Genomic DNA, 19,054 nt, shown 5'->3' on the forward strand with positions numbered 1-19,054 from the left:
GCCGGGGAGCCCCGGAGGGTCCCGGTGGACCCCTTGAAGTGATCCAGATCACGGGCGGTGCCGGTACCGGGTCGGCAGGGGACGCGTTTTCTTCGTACCATTCACGTGTTTGCCGAGGGAAATGGTGCGGTCAGTGCAGGAGCGGGCGGTCAAGACGCGGGAGGCAATTCTCCGGGCGGCTTCCGAAGTGTTCGATGAGTTCGGGTTCAGCGGCGCGAGCGTCAGCAAGATCATGAAGCGGGCCGGGGTCACCCAGGGCGGGATGTACTTCCACTTCCCGTCCAAGGAGGCCCTGGCGCACGCCGTCATGATCGAGCAGGGCAACGGGCTGGAGCTGCCGCCCGGCGAGGACGGCCTCCAGCGGCTGGTCGACATCACGCTGTACCTCGCCGGAGAGCTGCAGACCAATCCCGCGCTGCGGGCCGGCGTACGGCTGGCGATCGAGCAGGGCGAGTTCGGCGTGCAGGACGACGCCCCGTACCAGTACTGGGTGCAGGAGTTCGCCGGGCAGCTGCGGGCCGCGCGGGACAAGGGGGAGCTGCAGCCGGAGGTGGACGTGGACGACCTGGCCTGGATGCTGGTCAGCTCGTACTCCGGTACGCAGCTCCTGTCGCAGATCTCCACCGGCCGGGCCGACCTGCACCAGCGCGTGATCACCCTGTGGCGGTACCTGCTGCCGGGCGTCGCCGCGCCCGACGTCAGGCCCCGGATCACCTTCGCGGGACAGCGCGACGGCACGGCCGCCTGAGCACCCCGGCGGCCCTACTTGAGGCCGCTGAGCATGACGCCCCGGATGTAGTGCTTCTGGAGCAGCAGGAACAGCAGCAGCACCGGCAGCACGCTCAGCATGAGCCCGGCCATCATGACCGGCACCATGCGGTTGGGGTCGAGATAGCTCTGCAGCGTCTGGATGCCCACGGGGAGCGTCATCAGCCGGGGATTCGCCGTCGAGACCAGCAGCGCCCAGATGTACTCGTTCCAGGCGCCCACGAACGTGAGCAGCGCGAGCGTCACCGCCACCGGCCGGGTCTGCGGTACGACGATGCGCCACCACACGGTGAACTCCCCGGCGCCGTCGATGCGCGCCGCCTCCAGCATCTCGTCCGGTACGGACACGATGAACTGCCGCATCAAGAAGATCCCGAAGCCGGACACCAGGAACGGCATGACCAGGGCGGCGAGGCTGACCGTCAGCCCGGCCCCGCCGTCGCCGAGCAGGCCGTTGCCGCCCGCCAGCGGCCAGTGCACCAGGATCAGGAAGTGCGGGATGAAGAAGACGAACGGCGGGAACATCATCGTCGCGAGCACCAGCCGGAAGATCAGATCGCGGCCCGGGAAGCGCAGCTTGGCCAGGGCGTAGCCCGCCAGCGAGGACGTCAGCAGCACCGAACCGGTGATCACCGCGGTGGCGACGACGCTGTTGCGGAACAGCAGCGGCAGGTTGAGCCGGACGAACGCCTCCCGGTAGTTGGACAGGTCGAACGCCTCCGGGAGGAAGCGGTAGGGCAGCCTGCCGTACTCGCCCGGCCCCTTGAACGAGGTCAGCAGCATGTCCAGGAACGGCACCACCGTCACCACCGCGCCCACCCCCACCAGCAGGTACGACAGCCAGGGAACCCGCCGGCGCCGCCTCATCCGTCCGCTCCCTTCCGCCGGAACAGCCACAGCTGCACCAAAGTGATCACGAGGATGAGGACGAACAGCACGAGGGCCGCCGCACTCGCCGAGCCCCAGTCCCCGTACTTGAACGCCCGCTGGTACATCTCCAGCGCCGCCACGTTCGTCGCGTCGCCCGGACCGCCCTCACCGGTCATGACGATGATCAGCGCGAACGACTGGAGGCCGGTGATGAACTGGGTCACGCACACGAACAGCAGGGACGGCCGCAGCAGCGGCAGCGTGATGCGGGTGAAGACGGTGAACGGCCCGGCGCCGTCCAGCTCCGCCGCCTCGTAGTAGACGTGCGGGATGGCCTTCAGGCCCGCCGTGAGGATCAGGATCGCGGACCCGAGGGAGGCCCACGCCTGGACCACCACGACCGACGGGAGCGCCGTCACCGGATCCTGGAGGAAGGCCACGGAGTGCAGCCCGAGCGCGTTGAGCACGCCGTTGACCAGGCCGCCCGGCTCGTACATGTATTTCCACACATTGCCGACCGCGACCACGGTCGTCACAATCGGCAGGAAGTACAGCGTGCGCCAGAACCCCTGGAAGCGCAGGCGGGTGATGCAGTGCGCGACCAGTACGGCGCCGGTCAGCGCCAGGGCCACGGTGCCCAGCGCGTACAGCAGGGTGTTGGTCAGGACCGGGGTCAGGAAGGACGAGCCGCGGGCGAAGAGGGCGGCGAAGTTGTCCACCCCCGCCGGCCGTATGTCGGCGAGGTCGAAGCCCGCCCAGCGGGACAGCGACAGCAGCACCGCGAACAGCAGCGGCAGCAGGAGGAAGACCGCGAAGAAGGCGAGGCTGGGGGCGAGGAAGAGGTAGGCGACGGCGGTCTGCCGGTAGCGGTAGCGGGTCCGGCGCGCGGCCGGGCGGGCGCGGTCCCCGGCCGTACGCACGCCCCGCCCGCCCACCGCACGGCCGCGGCCTTCGGCTCTGCCCGGGCGCTCGGCCTCGCCGCCGTCACCGTCCGCGCTTGTGACCGTTGTCGCCATGCAGCACCAGCCTTTCGGGACGGGCGGACCGACAGAAGAAGGCCCGGGGGACAGGGCACGCGGTCAGCGGGAGAGTTCCTGGTCGACCTGGCGTACGGCGTTGCGCACGGCCGCGTCCGGCGGGTGGCGGCCGGTCCACATCTCCTCGATGTTCTTGCGCAGCAGCGCCTTGGCCTTCTGCGCGCGCGGCCCGTTCGGCTCGGGCGTGGCGTAGTCCAGCGCGTCGACGAACGGGCCGAGGTTCGGGTCGCCGCCGGCGGCCAGCAGCGCCCGCATGTCACCGGTGCGGCCGGTCATCGTGCCGACGGACATCTGGAGGACGCTCATCCGCGTGGCCCGTACGGCCGCGGCCCGGCCCGCCCGGGGACCGGCCGGCACCACCTCGTCGTTCAGCCAGCGCAGGAACTCCCACGCCTCCCGCGGATGCCGGCTCTTCGCGTTGACGCCCAGCAGGAAGCCGGTGGTGACCGTGCCCCGGTTGCCGGGCGCGGGGCCCGGCACCGGCGCCACACCGACATCGCGGTAGTCCCGGCCCATCGTCTGCTTCAGGCTGCCGGTCCACCACGCGCCGCTGACCGCCATCGCCACCCGGCCGGCGGGAAAGGCCTTCAGCAGGTCGATGCCGGGGTCGCTCGCGCCCCGGTCGATCAGCCGCCGCTCCAGCGCGAAGACGGCGCGCCCGGCGGGGGAGTCGAGGGCGCTGCGCGTACCGTCCGGCTGGAGGAACGATCCGCCACGGGAGGCCAGCAGCGCCAGCGTCTGGTTCACCACCGTGGCATCGTCCGTCCGCGACAGCCCGAAACCCTGCACGAGCGTATTGCCGTGCCGGTCGCGCCGCGCGGTCCGGTACGCGGCCTCCTCCAGCTCCCGCCAGGTGCGCGGCGGCCCGGCCAGCCCGGCCGCGCGCAGCAGCCGCTTGTTGTAGTAGAGCGCGTACGACTGCACCTCGGTGGGATAGCCGACGGGCCGGCCCCGCACCGAGGCCGCCCGGACCGCGGGACGGGCGAAACCGTGCTCGATACGGGCGGCGTCCTCGGGCGGCGCCGGCCGCACCACCCCGGCCTGCGCCAGCTGCCCGGCCCACAGGCTGTACGGGTGGATGATGTCCGCGCCCTGCCCGGCGGCCTGCCGCACCATCAGGGTGGTCAGCAGATCCTGGAAACGGACCGCCGTCGTCCGTACGTGCACCCGGTCGTGCGCCGCGTTCCACTCGTCCACCACGCGTTGCAGCGCCGACTTCAGCGGGTCGGTCGCATAGTGCGACAGCAGCGTGAGCACGACCGGGTCGCCCGGACGCCCACTGCCGCCCCGGTCGGGGGCACCGCAGCCCGCCGCGCCCACCGCCGCTCCCGCCAGCCCCGCCAGGACCCGGCGCCGCCTCATGGCCGCACCTCCCGCCGTAAGACCTGGAACCTGCGGGTCGTGGCGAACCCCGCCGACCGGTAGAGATGCCCGGCCGCGCTGCCCTCGCCCGTCCACAGGAACCAGGCCCCGTGCGCGCCCGCCGCCCGCATCCGCTCCAGCGTCAGGTGCAGCAGCACCTTGCCCAGGCCGGTGCCGCGCTGGTCCGCCCGTACGCCGAACGGGCCGAACCGCTCGGCCAGCCCCTCGTACGCACCGTGCATCGCCCACCCCACGACCTCACCCGCCGGGTCGTGGGCCGTCACGATGCGGTCCAGGGGCGCGCCGGTGTCGAGCGCATGCCGGACCGCCTGCGGCCAGTCCGGGCCGAACTCGTCCTCGGCCAGCCGCAGCAGCCCCACCAGGTCGTCGTCCCGCGGCGTACCGAAGCGGTAGCCCTCGGCCGCCAGCGCGGCGGTCCGCTGCCGTACCGCTTCGGGAATCCGGTAGCCGACCAGTCCGCGGTCCATCGCGACGGCTTCGAGCCTGGGCGCGAAGCCCAGATCCATCAGCAGCCGGGCGGCTTCCGGATAGGCATCCCGGTCCAGGCCGGGGAGGAAATAGTGCGGGGTGTACGAGGCGAAGTCGACGCGGGTACGGCCGTGCCCGGCGAGCCAGTCGAGAACACCGGTGACCAGCCGCCGCCCCAGCCCGGCACGGCGGACAGCCGGATCCACGAAGAAGAACGGAACCCACCCCTGCTCAGGCTCCAGATCGCTCCCGGCCACCGGCACTCGCCGGCGCACACCGTACGCGGCACCCATCACCTCGCCGTCCCGCACGGCGACGCGCAGGCCCGCCGGGTCGAAGTTCGGATCGAGCAGGACGTGACGGCGGAAACGTTCTCGGGTGACGGGGTCGGATGGGACGCTGCGTGCCCACGCTGTGACGAGGGGGGCGCCGTCGCCGGGCGCGAAGTCCCGGACGCGGACCCGGCCGACGGGCGTGGGCCCACCGCCGGTACCGCCGGGCCGGGCCGCACCGCCCTGCCCGTCCCGCCCACCCGCTCCCTCCCCCTCGTCCCGCTCGTCCGCGACGCCGGTCACCGGCCCGGTCACCGCTCCCGCCCCACGCCCGCGGGCGGCCCTTCCTGTGGGCCGAGGACCGGTTCGAAGGCCGTCACATAGCCGTCGAACAGGGGCTGCCAGTCCGGGGCCTGCGCGGGGCCGTCGGTCAGCCTCGCGAGGCAGACCTGCCAGCCGGCCGCGTTGCGGGCCGCCGTGCCGGGGACGGAGCGGTAGGTGAACACGAGGCGGGTGCCGCCGTCCGGTCGTGGTGACAGCTCGAACCGCAGCGTCTCGCCGCCCCAGGTGTAGGCCAGCAGGCGGGGCCGGTCGGCTTCCAGCACCTCGCCCGTCAGGGCCGGGCCCTCGCCCCCGGGAAAGGTGAACGTCAGCGGGGCACCGGCGGCCCACGCTTCCGGCCCCGCGCCGTCGATCACGCTCGGGAACCACACCGCCAGTTCCTCGCGGTCCGTCAGCGCCCGCCACACCTCCTCGGGCGGCCGTGGCAGCACCCGCTCGAAGCGGAGCACCGGCCGGGCGCCTTCCAGGTACAGCGTCGCGTTGTCCATCGGCGTCCTCTCGTCCGTTCCGTACGAGCCGGCAGGGCCATGGTCCCCGCCTCCCGCCCAGGCTCCAACACCTCCCGCGTCACGGGCCTGAAGGACGTGCACGCCGACGGCGATCGGCCGCCGCAATCCCCCGATCGGGTCCGCTCATGCTCCACTCAGGCGCATCACCCGCTCTGCCAGCTCACGGGGACGGCTGAGGAACGCGCAGTGGCCGCCGTCCATCTCCTCCGGCTCGATGCCCAGCCGCTCCCGCACCAGGCCGCGGAGCCACGCGGCGGGGAAGAGCCGGTCGTCGCGGCAGAGCAGGAACGAGGTCGGCACCTGCGGCCAGTGGGGGAGCGGCCACGGACGTCCGAAGGGGCCGTCGGCCTGCGCGCGCCCGCGGGCCACCGACTCGGCCGCCAGCTCCGGTGGCACATCGTGGTGGAAGAGCACGCTCTCGTCCGGCGGGCCGCCGTCCAGCCGCTCCCGCTCGGCCATCACCGCACTGTGGCCGGTGTTCTGCCACCAGTCGCCCGGCGACTCGCCGGGCGCCGGCAGCATGGCCGCCACCAGCACCATCCGCGCCACCGGTATCCGCTCGCACACCAGCGGCGCGGTGAACCCGCCCAGCGAGTGGGCGACGAGGACGATGTCCGTACGGCCCGCGGCGGCCCGGACCACCGCGTCGGCGTACTCGGCCAGGCCCGCCGACGGGTCGTCGTTCGGCAGGTCCACCGCGACCACGTCATGGCCGTGTCGCCGCAGCTCGTCCTCGACCAGGTGCCAGTCCCAGGGAACACCCCCGGCCCCCGGGATGATCACGTAACTCTTCTTGCCCGCCATGCCCCTCGACCCCCTCCGACGCGGCGGCCCGGACCGCTCCGGCAGCTCTCCGGGCCCACCACCGCATCATGCCGCAGGGGTCTGACAACGGCCCTGGATCAAGGCGTGACCTGGGGACAAGGCGTGACCTGGGTCAGGGCGTGACCTGGATCTTCCGTCCCTGCCCCGCCTTGAAGCGGTCCATCGCCTCCGCGTAGCGGTCCAGCGGCAGCCGGTCGCTGATGAAGATGTCCGGGTCCAGAACGCCCGCGGCGAACAGCTCCGCGGCCCGCTCGTAGCTGTGCAGCACCGCCATCGAGCCGGTGATGGTGATCTCCTGGTTGTAGATCCGGTACGGCTCGATCGTGGCGCGCGTCGCGTAGTCGGAGACGCCGAACTGGAGGAACGTGCCGCCCTTGCCGACGCGGCCCAGCCCGTCCTGGATGGCGTGCGCGTTGCCGGTCGCGTCGATGACCACCTCCCAGCCGCGCGGCCGGTCCAGCTCGTCGGCGCAGGCGGCCGCGCTGCTGCACCCCAACTGCCGCGCGGTTTCCAGGCGTTGCGGGTTGACGTCGAGCATGTCGACGCTCGCCGCGCCGGTGCGCTTGGCCAGTTCCAGCATCATCAGGCCCATCGTCCCGGAGCCGTAGATCAGCACATGGGTGCCGAGCTGCTGGGAGCGCAGGATGTCGTAGCCCCGTACGGCGCAGGACAGCGGCTCGATGAGGGCCGCGTCCTCGGTCCGTACGTGCTCGGGCAGCTTCACGCAGTTCGCGGCGGGCGCGACGGCGAACTCCGCGGCGCCGCCCGCGGTCGTCACCCCGATGGCGGCCCACCGCTCGCACAGGTTGTTGCGCCCGATGCGGCAGTAGTGGCACGCGTGGCAGTAAAGGGAGGGGTCGACGGCGACCCGGTCGCCCTCGGCCAGTCCGGTGACCCCGGCGCCCAGGGCGACGACCGTACCGGCGAACTCGTGACCGGGCACGACGGGCAGCGTCGGCGCGAACTCGCCCTGCAGGATGTGCAGATCGGTGCCGCACAGCCCGCAGCCCGCCACGTCCACGACGACCTCACCGGGCCCGGGCGCCGGATCGTCGACGGTGGTGATCTCGACACGGCCCGGGGCGCTGATCACTGCGGCCTTCATTTCACGGCTCCTAGGGAAAGGCCCTGGACGAGCTTGTCCTGGGCGGCGAACCCGGCGGCGAGCACCGGGAGGGAGATGACGGTGGCGGCGGCGCACACCTTGGCCAGGAACAGGCCCTGGCTGGTCACGAACCCGGTCAGGAAGGCCGGGGAGGTCCCGGCGACGATGCCGGTGAGCACCCGGGCGAACAGCAGCTCGTTCCAGCTGAAGATGAAGGAGATCAGCGCGGTGGCCGCGATGCCGGGCAGCGCGACCGGCCCGACGATCCGTACCAGCGTCGTCGGCAGCCCGGCGCCGTCGATGGACGCCGCCTCCAGGATCTCCACCGGCACCTCGGCCAGGAAGGAGCGCATCATCCACACCGCGATCGGCAGGTTCATCGAGGTGTAGAGGATGACGAGCAGCCAGATGTTGTCCAGCATGCGCGCGTTCTGGGCGATGAGGTAGACCGGCAGCAGCCCCGCCACCAGCGGCAGCATCTTGGTGGACAGGAAGAAGAAGAGCACGTCGCTCCACTTGCGCACCGGTTTGATGGACAGTGCGTACGCCGCCGGTACGGCGAGCGCCAGCACCAGCAGCGTGGACGCCACCGAGGCCGTCAGCGAGTTGAGCAGCGGCGGCCAGGGGCTGACGCCGGTGCCCGCGCCGAAGAACTCGCGGTAGCCGTGCAGCGTCGGCTCGGCGCCGACGCTCGGCGGGTTGGTGGCCGCGTCCGCCTCGCTGTGGAAGGAGGTGAGCACCATCCACGCGACCGGCAGGAAGAAGGCGATGCCGCACAGCCAGGCGGCCAGGCCCAGCAGGCTCCCGGTGCGCCGGCGGCGCCGTTCGGCGGGGGCGACGGCCCGTACCGTGGTCGCGCTCATCGGGTGACCTCCTCACGGAGCAGGGACGAGACGGTGCGCAGCGCGAAGGTCGCCACCAGCAGGGAGCAGACCACGACCACGACGCCCTGCGCGGAGGCCCGTCCGTAGTCGTGCGCCTGGTAGAAGGTCTGGTAGATGGTGTACGGGAGGTTGCCGGTGCCCAGGCCGCCCGAGGTGATGGTGAAGACCGCGTCGAAGTTCTGCACCACGTAGATCGTGCCGAGCAGCGCGGCGAGCTCCAGGTAGCGGCGCAGGTGGGGGAGGGTGAGATAGCGGAACACGGCGAAGGGGGAGGCGCCGTCCACCCGCGCCGCCTCGACCGCGTCGGCGGGCCGGCTCTGCAGCCCGGCCAGCAGGATCAGCATCATGAACGGCGTCCACTGCCAGATCAGCGCCACTTCGACGGCCGCCAGCGGCGAGGCGGTCATCCAGTCCGGCTGGGGTGGGTCCGCGCTGCCGAACAGCCTCCATATCCAGGTCAGCGTTCCGTTGATCAGCCCGTACGAGGCGTTGTACAGCGCGTGCTTCCACAGCAGCGCGGCGGCGACCGGCACGACCAGGAACGGGGTGATCAGCATCGTACGGACGATGCCGCGGCCCTTGAACTTCCGGTCCAGCAGCAGCGCGAGCCCCAGCCCCAGTACGAGGCTGACCAGCACGACGGTCACGGTCAGCAGGACCGTCGTCCAGATCGCGGAGCGCATCGCGGGGTCGGTGAAGACGGCCTTGTAGTTGTCGAAGGCGGCGAAGCCCCGGTTGTCGGGGGCCAGCGCGTTCCACCGGACGAAGGAGATGACCACGGTCGCCACGAAGGGCAGCTGGGTCACCACGATCAGGAAGACCAGGGCGGGCAGCAGCGGCGCGCGGCGGGCCCAGGCGGCGGCGCGGCCGGCCGTACGGACGCTGCCGCGCGGCCGGGCGGCGGTGGCGCCGCGGCTCCGCGTCCCGCTCAGGCCGTCCCGCTCGTCCCGGGTCTCAACGCTTCGCGTAGGCACGGGCCACCTCCTCCGCCAGCCGCTGGCTCTTGTCGAGGGCCTCGGACACGCTCTGCCGTCCGGCGATCGCCGAACTGATCTCGTGCGAGACCTTGGTGCCCAGATCGGAGAACTCGGGGATGCCGACGAACTGGATGCCGGGCGCGGGCCGCGGCTGCACCCCGGGGTCGTCGGGGCGCGCCGAGGTGATCGCGTTCTTCGTCGCCGCGGCGAACGCCCCGGACTGCCGCAGGTAGTCGGGGTCGCGATAGGTGGAGGCGCGCTTTCCGGCCGGCACCTTCGACCAGCCCAGCCGCTCGCCCACCAGCCGCTCGTAGCCCTTGCCGGACGCCCAGGAGATGAATTTCCAGGCGGCGTCCTGGTGGGTGCTCGCCTTCTGCACGCCCCACGCCCAGGTGTAGAGCCAGCCTGAACTGGCCGTCCGCTCGACCGGCGCGGGCACGTAGCCCACCTTCCCGGCGACCTTGGAGTCACTGCTCTCCAGCGACCCCGCGCCGGCGGTCGCGTCGTACCACATGGCGACCTTGCCCTGCTGCATGTCGTTCAGGCACTCGGTGTACCCGGCCTGCGGGGCGCCCGCCTCCCCGTGCTCGCGCAGCAGGTCGACGTAGAAGCGGGTGGCGGCGGTGAACTCCGGGCTGTTGACGCGGGCCTGCCAGTCCTTGGTGAACCAGGTGCCGCCGAAGGTGTTCACCACCGAGGTCAGCGGCGCCGCGAGCTGTCCCCAGCCGGGCTGGCCGCGCAGGCAGATGCCCTTCATGCCGGGCCGCGCGCCGTCGAGCTTCGCCGCGAGGGCCGCCACCTGCTTCCAGGTGGGCTTCGCGGGCATCGTCAGCCCCGCGTCGCGCAGCAGGTCCTTGCGGTACATCAGGAACGACGACTCCCCGTAGAACGGCTGGGCGTAGACCTTCCCGTCGGCCGCGGTCAGCGACTTGCGTACGGGGGCGAGCAGGTCCGCCTGGTCGAAGGAGGTGTCCTGGGCGGCGCGTTCGCCGAGCGGGCTCAGCCAGCCGTTGCGGGCGTAGATCGGGGTCTCGTAGTTGCTGAGGCTGGCCACGTCGTACTGGCCGGCCTGGCTGGAGAAGTCCTGGCTCATCTTGTCGCGCAGGTCGTCCTCGGGCAGCACGGTGTAGTTGACCTTGATGCCGGTCCGCCGGGTGAAGTGCTCGGCGGTCAGCCGTTGCAGGTCGGCCATCTGCGGGTTGTTCACCATCAGGACGTTGATGGTGTCCCGGCCCTCGTTGCCGAGGTCGCCGGCGCCGCGGTAGCAGCCGCTGAGGACCAGCGCGGCGGCGACGGCGGCCGCCGCCAAACCGATCGGGCCACGGCGCCTGGGGCGTACGGCGGACCGCTCACCGCGAACGGTCCGTCCGGGGGATCGTGCTCGCACGGCTCAACACCTCTCTGCTGGAAAATTCGCCGGCCGGGGCGACCCGCCGGGCGCGGTCGCGGGCACGGCGGACCGCGGGCCCGCACGCCGGCTCCCGTGCGGCCCTGGTACGCGGGTGGTCCCGCCGTGGTGTGGTCACGCCCGTACAGGCGCGGCTTCTCTTCGGGTACGCGTCCCGGTCAGACCCGGAGCACCTGCGGCCCCAGCAGCGTGTACCGGTGGGCCTCCGGGGCGGAGAGGCCGGTGTCCGTGACGATCGTGTCCATGTCGCGTACGGCGGCGAACCGGCAGAAGCTGCTCGCGCCGAACTTGCTGTGCACCCCGATCAGCACCCGCCGCCGCGACGAGCGCACCGCCTGCGCCTTCACCTCGGCGACGGTCGGGTCGGGCGTGGTCAGGCCGTGCTCCCGCGAGACCCCGTTGGCCCCGAGGAACGCCAGGTCGATGACGAAGCCGGCGAGCATGTCCCGGGCCCAGGACCCCACCGCCGCCTGGGTGCCGGACCGCACCCGCCCGCCGAGCAGCAGCACGGTGACCGCGTCGGACGCGGAGACCAGCGACGCGGTGCGCAGCGAGGAGGTCACCACGGTCAGCTGCCGGTCCGTGGGCAGCAGCATCGCCACCAGCTCGGGGGTGTACCCCTCGTCGATGAACACCGTTTCCGCTTCGCCGACGAGCTGGACGGCGGCCGCCGCGATCCGCCGCTTCTCCGCCACGTGCTGGGTCTCGCGCCGGGCCAGCGTCGTCTCGAATCCGGCGCTCTCCACCGGGTACGCGGCCCCGTGCGTGCGCCGGACCAGGCCGCGCCGTTCCAGTTCGCTCAGATCACGCCGTACGGTCTCGCGCGCCACTCCGAACTCACCGGCCACATCCGTGACGTCCACCCGTCCGGCCTGGCGGGCCAGCACGAGGATGCGGTGCTGGCGTTCCTCGGCTCTCACGGCGCACTCCTGCTCGGTTCCCTCGGTTCCACGGCGTTCCGTTCGGTCATCGTCCTGCCCGTTTCTGCCCGGCACCAGGTTTATAGCAAGCGGCCGGGCACGTTCCGATGCCCGTAGCGGCAGAAAACCCGCCCGTTTCTGCCCGCTTGTGCGGCCGTGTTCCCGGGCCGGGGCGCTGCGGCCCTGCCCGTTCGCCTCCCTCGCGGGCCCGCTCACCGGTACACGGCCCCCGCGACCGGTACGTGGCGGATGGCTTGGACGTGTGCGCGTACGGCCTGAATCCGACGCATGACGGACGGACCGGACCGGGCGGCGGCCCGGGGCTCAGCCCAGGATCAGCCGCTCGGTGTCGAAGTCCGCGATGACCTCCAGACGGCCGCTGAGAGCCGTCACGTAGGCGGCGAGCGTACGGACCTCGACCGCGCCGGGCTCGGCCTGCTCCAGCGCCGCCACACGGTCGATGGTCACGCCCATCAGCGCGGCGACCTGACGCTGCGTCAGGCCCCGGCGGCGGCGTACCGCGGCCAGCCGCTGCGCCCGGTTACGGGCCACCAGTAGGGCCGCGCCGCTCTGCCGCTCCTCCTCGGTCCCGGGATACCAGTCGCGGAAGGAGTCCTGGCCGCCCGCGAACTCCGCGTCCTCCGCGCCGGGCTCCCGGCCCCGCCGCTCCCTCCTGGCGAGACGTTCCCGGGCGAGGGGCAGGGCGTGCTCGTACCAGTCCCACCACTGGGCGCGGTCCGCGCCGACCGCGAGCAGCACCACTGCCTCGGTCGGCACCGCCCCGGACTCCGCGGCCTCGACCGTGCACAGCACCCGCAGGTCCCGGCCGGTCAGCGTGGCGAGCCGCAGTTCGTACAGCTCCGTCGCCGACGGCCGTACGCCCAGCGGTGCACGCACCTCGTGCTCCAACTGCTGCGCCCCGTCGGCCAGGTCGCGCGCTTCGGCGCGAGCCGCGGCGACCGTGCTGTCCGCGGCGGCACGGGCCGCCACCGATCCCTCGCCGGGCGCCCCGTCCAGCTCGGTCAGCGCCTCGTGGACGTCCTGCTGGGCACGCCCGGCCTGCTGGACCGCCTCCACACCCCGCCTGCGGGCCAGGAAGAGGTCGACCTCGTCCTGCACCCGCCGGCTGATCCCGACGAGGTCGGCCTCCCGCTCGCGGACACCGGCGGACGACTCGCCGAGCAGCGCCTGCCGCTGCCGTACCGTCGTGCGCCGCTCCTCCGCTTCCTCGGCGAGGTCGTCCCGGCCGGAGCCCGCGGCCTGCGCCCCCAGCTCGGCCAGCCGCCTGGCCTGCCGCCCCAGTTCGCTGATCTGCCGGTCCAGCTGCCGCCGCGACGCCTTCACGTCGGCCACCGCCCGCCGGATCTTCATCAGCAGCGCGAGCTGGCGCCGGTACCAGTAGTCCAGCGCCTCGCGCGGCTCGCCCGCCCGCAGCGCGACACCCACCGGGGCCACCAGGGGCGGCCCCAGCCGCAGGCCCTCGGCCAGCAGCGCGGTGACCGCCTCCCCGACGAGCCGGGCCGCCCGGGGATCGTCACGGCGCAGGCCGTTCAGCCGGCTCCGTGTCTCACGTGTCAGCACCAGCCCGTACGCCATGGCGGCCTCACTCCCCGACGACCCGTGCGAGAGTCCACGCTTCCACTGTGCCGTTCCCACCGGCCGCTGTCCCCGCAACGGGCGAACGGGGCGGCCCGTGGGGCGGTCAGAACCCGAGGTCGTCGGCGACGGTGGAGGCCGGGACGCTCAGGACGCCGTCGAAGGCGTCGAGCACGGGGGTGTGCAGGTAGCCGCTGTGCATACGGATACGGTCGGGACCGCCCGGCCCCCGGTGCCCGCGCAGCCCGGCGAGGGCGATACCGGACCCCAGCCCCGCGTCCGCGACGGCGGCTTCGAGGCTGCCGGGCTCGGGCGGGTCCAGCGGGGTGTCCTCGACCCGGAAGCCGAAGGCGGTGCCCTCGTCGAGGTGCATCTCGGCGGTGCGTCCGCCGACGCTGGTCATGGCGAGCGCGAAATAGTCGTCGCCCAGCGCGTGGTGCAGATGGTGGCCCATGGGGAGCGACGTGAGACGGCCGTCGAAGAACACCGGGGTCCGCTGGATGTGGGCGTTGTGCGCGGGCAGCACGACGCGGGTGCCCGGCGGGGTGTGGTCCAGGAGCCAGCGCACCGAGTCGGCCATGAAGACCTCGCGGGCGGAGGCGTCGGCCACCGCGCCGCGCCCGGCGTAGAGCTCCGCCATGGCGCGGAACTGGTGGTCGGTGTGGCACGCCGCCTCGGCCCGGTGCAGCGCGACGTCGTACTCCCACCGGCCGCCGCGCTCGACGTACAGCGGCTCCATGGCCCGCAGCCGGGTGCGCAGCCGCGTCAGCAGCGCGCTCAGGGCGTTCTGTTCGGCGGTGTCCAGCCGGGACCAGGCCGGCGCGGCGAGCGCCATGGACGCGCCCGCGAACCGTTCGGCGATCTTCATGGCGTCCTGGACCAGCGGCAGGCCGTCCGGATCGACCTCGCGGAGGTACTCGGCCACCGGCGCCAGGGCCGGGAGCAGCGAGCCCCCGGCCTCCGGCACGTCGACACCGGCGAACCGTACGGGAAGCGTGGCCGTCCGGTTGTAGCGGCGCAGCCAGTGCAGCGGACCGGAGAGCCCGATGGGGATGGCGGCCCCGGTCTGCCGGTCGAAGTCCTCCTCCGTACCGGCCCCTTGGACCCACGCGTCCAGCGCGACGCCCTCGCTGAAACCGAACTCGAAGGCCAGGGCGGTGAAACCGCACCGCTGGACGAGGAAACGCAGCACGCGTTCGCGGGCCAGCCCGAATTCCCGGATGAAATGGGAATTCTCGCCGAGCGCGACGACACGGGCGTCACCGATCAGCGCCCGCAGCGGTTCCAGGTCGTCGAGCGGGGCGTCGGGATCGAGGGTGTCGAGCACGGCGGCCCGCTGCCGCAGCCGGCCGGTGAACGGGCTCTCTCCGCTCCCGCCGCCGGAATTCCGCCCCCGGTCCTCGGCCCGGTTTCGGTCGTGACTTCTGTCGGGCATGCCGGATGCTCACTTTCTCGCAGGTGGGGAAACCGGGGGCGGATGACGTACGGGTTCGGCGACGGGCAACGGAGCGCGGTGCGGCGGCAGGCTCAGGGCAGGATCGCGTCCACGTACCCGCCGTCGACGCGCAGCGCGCCGCCCGTGGTCGCCGACGCCTGCGGCGAGCTGAGGTAGACGACCATGTTGGCGATCTCCTCGGGCTCGATGAGGCGTTGCAGCAGCGACTGCGGGCGGTGCAGGCGCATGAATTCGCGCTGGGCAGCGTCCCACGGAAGATCGCGGTCGACCAACTGATATACGAAGTCCTCGACGCCGCCGGTGTGCGTCGGCCCGGCGATCACCGAGTTGACGGTGACGCCCGTCCCGGCGGCCTCCTTGGCGAAGCCGCGCGAGACGGCCAGCAGCGAGGTCTTGGACATGCCGTAATGGATCATCTCGGCGGGCACCACGACCGCGGAGTCACTGGCGATGTTCTGTACGCGCCCCCAGCCGCGCCCCTTCATCCCCGGCAGGTACGACCGGATCAGCCGGACGGCACTGAGCACATTGGTCTCGAAGTAGGTGCGCCACTCCGCGTCCGTGATCTCCAGGGCCGGACGCGAGCCGAAGATGCCGAGGTTGTTCACCAGGATGTCGGTGTGCGGCACGGCCGACAGGAGGTCCCGCGCGCCGCTCTCGGTGGCGAGGTCGGCGGTGACGCCGGAGACCTCCGCCCCGGGCACCGCCTCCCGCAGCTGCCCGGCGGCGGTGTCCAGCCGCCCGGTGCCGCGTCCCGTGAGCACGACGCTCGCGCCCGCCCTGGCGAGGCCGGTGGCGATGGCGTGGCCGATGCCCTGGGACGAACCGGTCACCACGGCCGTCCGGCCGGAGAGGTCGATGTGCATGTCCGTGCTCCCTTCGCTGTGGCGCTCCGCGCGCTGCGCTGTGGCGTACGTCTGCTGCCAGCATCGCGGGTGCGGCGCGTCCGGTGTGCGGGGCGCGCGGGACACGGGGCTGAGCTGTGGGGCGTGTGATGTATCTCCTTCGGCGTGGGCATGGCGAGCCGTGAGACGGGTAGCCGCTGCCGTGAGACAAGGCACGGGTGTGATGGAAGGAGAAGAGGATGTTGTTGGCGCACCCGGTCGTGTTGGGTAACCTCGTCGACCAGTACGAGACACTGCGGGTGCTGCGTGCCCAGGACGGCAGTCCTGAGCTGCGGCGGCGGATGGACGATCTCGCCTACTCGCTGTGCATTTCCACCGGAACGAAGGACGTTGATGCGGCACTGGTCGCGGCCAGGCACCGGCTGCCCGGCACGGGCGTGCGGGAGGACTCCCTCCTCGCCGTCTGAAGCGCCGTCCGCCCGGCGTTCCGGCGTCGTTGTAGATCCCGCATCCTCCCTCGCCGCGGGCGAGGGCCGGTGCGGCTGAACCGTTCGAGGACTGACCCCACATGACCGCTGCCCGCCTGCCCGCAGGACCGCCGATCTACGACAGTCTCATCGAGAAGCACGGCGATGTCCTGGCCCAGGTCCGCCAGGTGGCCAAGGAGACCGAGCGCGAGGCCGACGAGCTGCTGGACTGGAGCGAGCTGCGCTCCGGCCGGGACTGACGGGCCGTACGCCGCGCAGGGGGCCCGCCGTCCCGAGCGGGCCCCTCAGTTACGCCCGCCGCCGTCCTCCGGCGGCGCGAGCCCGGGCAGCAGACGGCGGGTCAGGTCGCCCAGCGCCTCCACGGTCACCAGGCTGCTCTGCACGCGGTGCACGGACTGGGCGAGACAGGTGTGGGTGCCCGCCACCGTCTCGTGCGCGGTGTCCCGGATCTCGCCGATCAGATGCTCCAGTATGTCCAGCGCGTCGAACAGCTCGGTCAGCGCGGACTGGTTCGCCTCGGTGATCCTGAGCGCGTACCGGTCGAGGGGCCGGCTCGGGTCGAGGGTGAGCGGACGTCCACCGCAGCACAGCGTCACGGTCGGCTCCTGCGTCCTGGGCGGCATGGGCGGTCCTCGCGCGGGGGTGGGGTGCGGGTGCGGTCGTCTGCGGCGCCCGGAGTCGCCGGACCGCGCTCAGAAGTACAGCACGCCCCCGGTGGCCGTGATGTCTCACTCTGAGACGGTACGGCGCCAACCGCCCTTTGCTGAGCGGCCCTTCGGCCCGCCCGCGATACGGCCGTGAGCGTCGCGCCGCGATTGGGTGCGACGGCGGGGATCGCGGTCCGGGCCCCCGGGGCATGAGTGCCACCATGGATTTCCGGGACGCTTCCGATCGGACGGTCATGCGGGCACGCGAGCGGGCGCTGAGCGGCGCCCGGGAAACGGCGGCGCCGCGCGGACCGCAAAGACGCGGCACGGTCGCCACCGCTTCCGGCGCTTCGCACCCCCAGACCAGGGACCGCATCCTCATCTCCTGGGAGCGCTGCCGCCGGCACGCCGTCGACGCCGACCGGCTGCACGTCCCGCACCTGGAACAGCACATCGACTGGGACAGCCGCCTGCTGGCCGCGGCGGCGCCGGTGCTCGACCGCGTCGGGGAACTCCTCGCGGACTGCACGGCCGGTGTGGTCCTCGCCGACGCCGCGGCCCGCGTCCTGACCTGCCGGGGCGGCGATCCGGCCGTGGTCCGCCTGATGGACCGGGTGCACCTGGCACCGGGCTTCAGCTACGCCGAAGAGGCCGTCGGCACCAACGGGATCGGCACCGCGCTGGCCGAACGCCGCCTGAGCACCGTCTTCGGCCCCGAGCACTTCGCCGAACCGCTCCAGCGCGCCGCGTGCGCCGGCATTCCCGTACGCAACCCGCTCACCGGGCGCCAGGAAGGCGTGGTCAACCTGACCTGTCTGCGGCAGGACGCCTCGCCGCTGATGGCCGCGGTGGTACGGCGGGCCGCCGCCGACATCGAGGAGCGGCTGCTCGACCGCTACTCCGGAGGTGAACGCGCGGCGCTGGACGCCTTCCTCGCCGCCGTGCGCCGCACCAGCGGCCCGGTGGTCCTCGTGACCCCCACCCTGCGGACGGCCAACACCGACGCGGTCAGCCTCCTGGAGCCGCAGGACCTGCGCCAGTTGGGCGCGCTGGCCGCCGATCTGCTGGCCGCACCGCCGACCAGCCGCAGGCAGCGCGTCGACGCGTCGCTGCGGCTGGCCTCCGGCCCCGACGTGCGGGCCCGCTGCACCCTGATCGGGCCGCCGGACCGGCCGGTCGGCTGCCTGGCCGGTGTGACGATGCCGGAGGCCCGTACCGCGACCGCCGCACCGGGACGGACGCCCGCCCCGCAGGCCCCGGCACACCGGCCCCCGGCGGCGCTCCCGGCACTGCTGCCGGGCCTGGCGGGCAGCTCGCCGTCCTGGCGCTCCGCGAGCCGGGACGTCGCTGCCGCCTGCCGGCAGCGGCTGCCCACCCGGGTGGTGGGCGAGGCGGGCGTCGGCAAACTGGCGCTGGTGCGCGCGGCCCACCAGTGGGTACGGCCCGGGGCCGCCCTGCGTGTCCTGGACCTGGCCACGGTCCAGCGCACCCCGCATGTGCTGGCCCGTACCGAGGAAGCCCTGCGCGACGAGGACGGCACGGTGGTGCTCCAGCACCTGGAACTGGCCGGCCGGGAGCTGACGCACCGGCTGGAGGCGCTGCTCGCCGGGGCCCGCCGCAACCGGGGCGCCGGTCCGTGGGTGGTCGGCCTCCACACCGTCACCGGACCGGGCCCGGTCGCGCCCGCGGGCCCGGTTCCCCCGGCGCTGGACAGCGCCGTCTTCCCGTGCACGGTGGCGGTGGCGCCGCTGCGCTACCGCCCCGAGGACATCCGCGAACTCGTCCCCGCGCTGCTGGCCCGGCACGGCCGCGGCGGCACCGTGTCCTGCACTCCGGCGGCGCTCCAGGTCCTCACCCGCTTCGACTGGCCCGGCAACGTACGCCACCTGAGCCGGGTGCTCCAGCAGGCGGCACGCGGGCGCCGCCAGGCCGACCTCCAGCCGCACGACCTGGCACCGGAGTGCCACAGCTCCTGCCGCCGCACCCTCACCCCCTGGGAAGCCTCCGAACGCGACGCGATCGTCCGGGCCCTGCACGACACCGCGGGCAACCGGGAAGCGGCGGCCCGGCAGTTGGGCATCTCACGCGCCACCATCTACCGCAAGATCCGGCTCTACGGCGTCACGGTGGCGCCCGCGAGAGCCCGGTGAGGAGGGGGAGCGGGGTCGGTTCCCGTACAAGAGGGCCCGTCCAGGAGGGCCCGTCCAGGAAGGCATCGCCCGCGGCCTCGCGGCACTGCGGGCCCGCGCCGCCC

19 protein-coding genes are annotated in these 19,054 nt (G+C 73.0%); 4 read left to right on the forward strand and 15 right to left on the reverse strand.

Translation table 11 applies throughout. The features are described 5' to 3' along the window. Positions 1 to 121: 121 nt before the first annotated feature. Positions 122 to 748, forward strand: a complete 627-nt coding sequence (locus ADK86_RS01140; protein WP_030595176.1) for a ScbR family autoregulator-binding transcription factor — start codon at positions 122 to 124, stop codon at positions 746 to 748. 14 nt (positions 749 to 762) lie between these two features. On the opposite strand, the gene ADK86_RS01145 is transcribed toward ADK86_RS01140, so the two are convergent. From ADK86_RS01145 to ADK86_RS01210, 14 genes are all read right to left on the reverse strand, one after another. Then, positions 763 to 1,635, reverse strand: a complete 873-nt coding sequence (locus tag ADK86_RS01145) for a carbohydrate ABC transporter permease (RefSeq protein WP_053694828.1) — start codon at positions 1,633 to 1,635, stop codon at positions 763 to 765. Beyond that, positions 1,632 to 2,654 (reverse strand): carbohydrate ABC transporter permease, encoded by a 1,023-nt coding sequence (locus ADK86_RS01150; RefSeq protein WP_107088384.1) that lies wholly within the window; start codon positions 2,652 to 2,654, stop codon positions 1,632 to 1,634. Before ADK86_RS01150 ends, ADK86_RS01145 begins: the two co-directional genes overlap by 4 nt. Before the next feature lie 63 nt (positions 2,655 to 2,717). Next, positions 2,718 to 4,037, reverse strand: coding sequence for an ABC transporter substrate-binding protein (locus ADK86_RS01155; protein ID WP_053694829.1), 1,320 nt, complete (start codon positions 4,035 to 4,037; stop codon positions 2,718 to 2,720). After that, entirely contained in the window at positions 4,034 to 5,113 is a 1,080-nt protein-coding gene (locus ADK86_RS01160) for a GNAT family N-acetyltransferase (RefSeq protein ID WP_234345628.1), read from the reverse strand. The genes ADK86_RS01155 and ADK86_RS01160 overlap by 4 nt, the downstream gene beginning before the upstream one ends. Beyond that, positions 5,110 to 5,628, reverse strand: coding sequence for an SRPBCC family protein (locus ADK86_RS01165; RefSeq protein WP_053694830.1), 519 nt, complete (start codon positions 5,626 to 5,628; stop codon positions 5,110 to 5,112). Before ADK86_RS01165 ends, ADK86_RS01160 begins: the two co-directional genes overlap by 4 nt. A gap of 144 nt (positions 5,629 to 5,772) precedes the next feature. After that, positions 5,773 to 6,453: an alpha/beta fold hydrolase gene (locus tag ADK86_RS01170; RefSeq protein WP_053694831.1), complete on the reverse strand. Its 681-nt coding sequence runs from the start codon at positions 6,451 to 6,453 to the stop codon at positions 5,773 to 5,775. Positions 6,454 to 6,586: 133 nt separating this feature from the next. After that, a complete protein-coding gene (locus tag ADK86_RS01175) occupies positions 6,587 to 7,579 on the reverse strand; it encodes a zinc-dependent alcohol dehydrogenase family protein (protein WP_053694832.1) in 993 nt (330 codons plus the stop codon). Continuing rightward, on the reverse strand, positions 7,576 to 8,442 hold the full coding sequence (locus tag ADK86_RS01180) for a carbohydrate ABC transporter permease (RefSeq protein WP_053694833.1): 867 nt from the start codon (positions 8,440 to 8,442) through the stop codon (positions 7,576 to 7,578). Before ADK86_RS01180 ends, ADK86_RS01175 begins: the two co-directional genes overlap by 4 nt. Next, the gene (locus ADK86_RS01185) at positions 8,439 to 9,395 is read right to left on the reverse strand and encodes a carbohydrate ABC transporter permease (RefSeq protein WP_053694846.1); all 957 of its coding nucleotides are present in this window, start codon (positions 9,393 to 9,395) and stop codon (positions 8,439 to 8,441) included. Before ADK86_RS01185 ends, ADK86_RS01180 begins: the two co-directional genes overlap by 4 nt. A gap of 22 nt (positions 9,396 to 9,417) precedes the next feature. Then, a complete protein-coding gene (locus tag ADK86_RS01190; protein WP_053694834.1) occupies positions 9,418 to 10,827 on the reverse strand; it encodes an ABC transporter substrate-binding protein in 1,410 nt (469 codons plus the stop codon). A gap of 179 nt (positions 10,828 to 11,006) precedes the next feature. Beyond that, positions 11,007 to 11,768 carry a DeoR/GlpR family DNA-binding transcription regulator gene (locus ADK86_RS01195; RefSeq protein ID WP_053694835.1) on the reverse strand — a complete coding sequence of 254 codons (762 nt, stop codon included), beginning with the start codon at positions 11,766 to 11,768 and terminating at the stop codon, positions 11,007 to 11,009. A gap of 324 nt (positions 11,769 to 12,092) precedes the next feature. Then, positions 12,093 to 13,364 carry an XRE family transcriptional regulator gene (locus ADK86_RS44095; protein ID WP_234345630.1) on the reverse strand — a complete coding sequence of 424 codons (1,272 nt, stop codon included), beginning with the start codon at positions 13,362 to 13,364 and terminating at the stop codon, positions 12,093 to 12,095. 106 nt (positions 13,365 to 13,470) lie between these two features. Continuing rightward, the gene (locus ADK86_RS01205; protein ID WP_078951674.1) at positions 13,471 to 14,799 is read right to left on the reverse strand and encodes an erythromycin esterase family protein; all 1,329 of its coding nucleotides are present in this window, start codon (positions 14,797 to 14,799) and stop codon (positions 13,471 to 13,473) included. Between the two features lie 92 nt (positions 14,800 to 14,891). Then, the gene (locus ADK86_RS01210; protein ID WP_053694836.1) at positions 14,892 to 15,686 is read right to left on the reverse strand and encodes an SDR family NAD(P)-dependent oxidoreductase; all 795 of its coding nucleotides are present in this window, start codon (positions 15,684 to 15,686) and stop codon (positions 14,892 to 14,894) included. Positions 15,687 to 15,904: 218 nt separating this feature from the next. Between ADK86_RS01210 and ADK86_RS01215 the strand changes: the two genes are divergently transcribed. Next, positions 15,905 to 16,132, forward strand: a complete 228-nt coding sequence (locus tag ADK86_RS01215; protein ID WP_003981461.1) for a DUF5133 domain-containing protein — start codon at positions 15,905 to 15,907, stop codon at positions 16,130 to 16,132. Positions 16,133 to 16,233: 101 nt separating this feature from the next. After that, a complete protein-coding gene (locus ADK86_RS43630; protein WP_003981460.1) occupies positions 16,234 to 16,392 on the forward strand; it encodes a hypothetical protein in 159 nt (52 codons plus the stop codon). A gap of 45 nt (positions 16,393 to 16,437) precedes the next feature. On the opposite strand, the gene ADK86_RS01220 is transcribed toward ADK86_RS43630, so the two are convergent. Beyond that, positions 16,438 to 16,776 (reverse strand): hypothetical protein, encoded by a 339-nt coding sequence (locus ADK86_RS01220; protein WP_159393746.1) that lies wholly within the window; start codon positions 16,774 to 16,776, stop codon positions 16,438 to 16,440. 278 nt (positions 16,777 to 17,054) lie between these two features. Here ADK86_RS01220 and ADK86_RS01225 point away from each other — a divergent pair, with 278 nt between their 5' ends. Then, positions 17,055 to 18,950, forward strand: a complete 1,896-nt coding sequence (locus tag ADK86_RS01225) for a sigma-54-dependent Fis family transcriptional regulator (RefSeq protein WP_159393747.1) — start codon at positions 17,055 to 17,057, stop codon at positions 18,948 to 18,950. Positions 18,951 to 19,054: the final 104 nt, after the last annotated feature.

The organism is Streptomyces sp. NRRL F-5755 (genome assembly GCF_001279365.1).
Classification (GTDB): Bacteria; Actinomycetota; Actinomycetes; order Streptomycetales; family Streptomycetaceae; genus Streptomyces; species Streptomyces rimosus.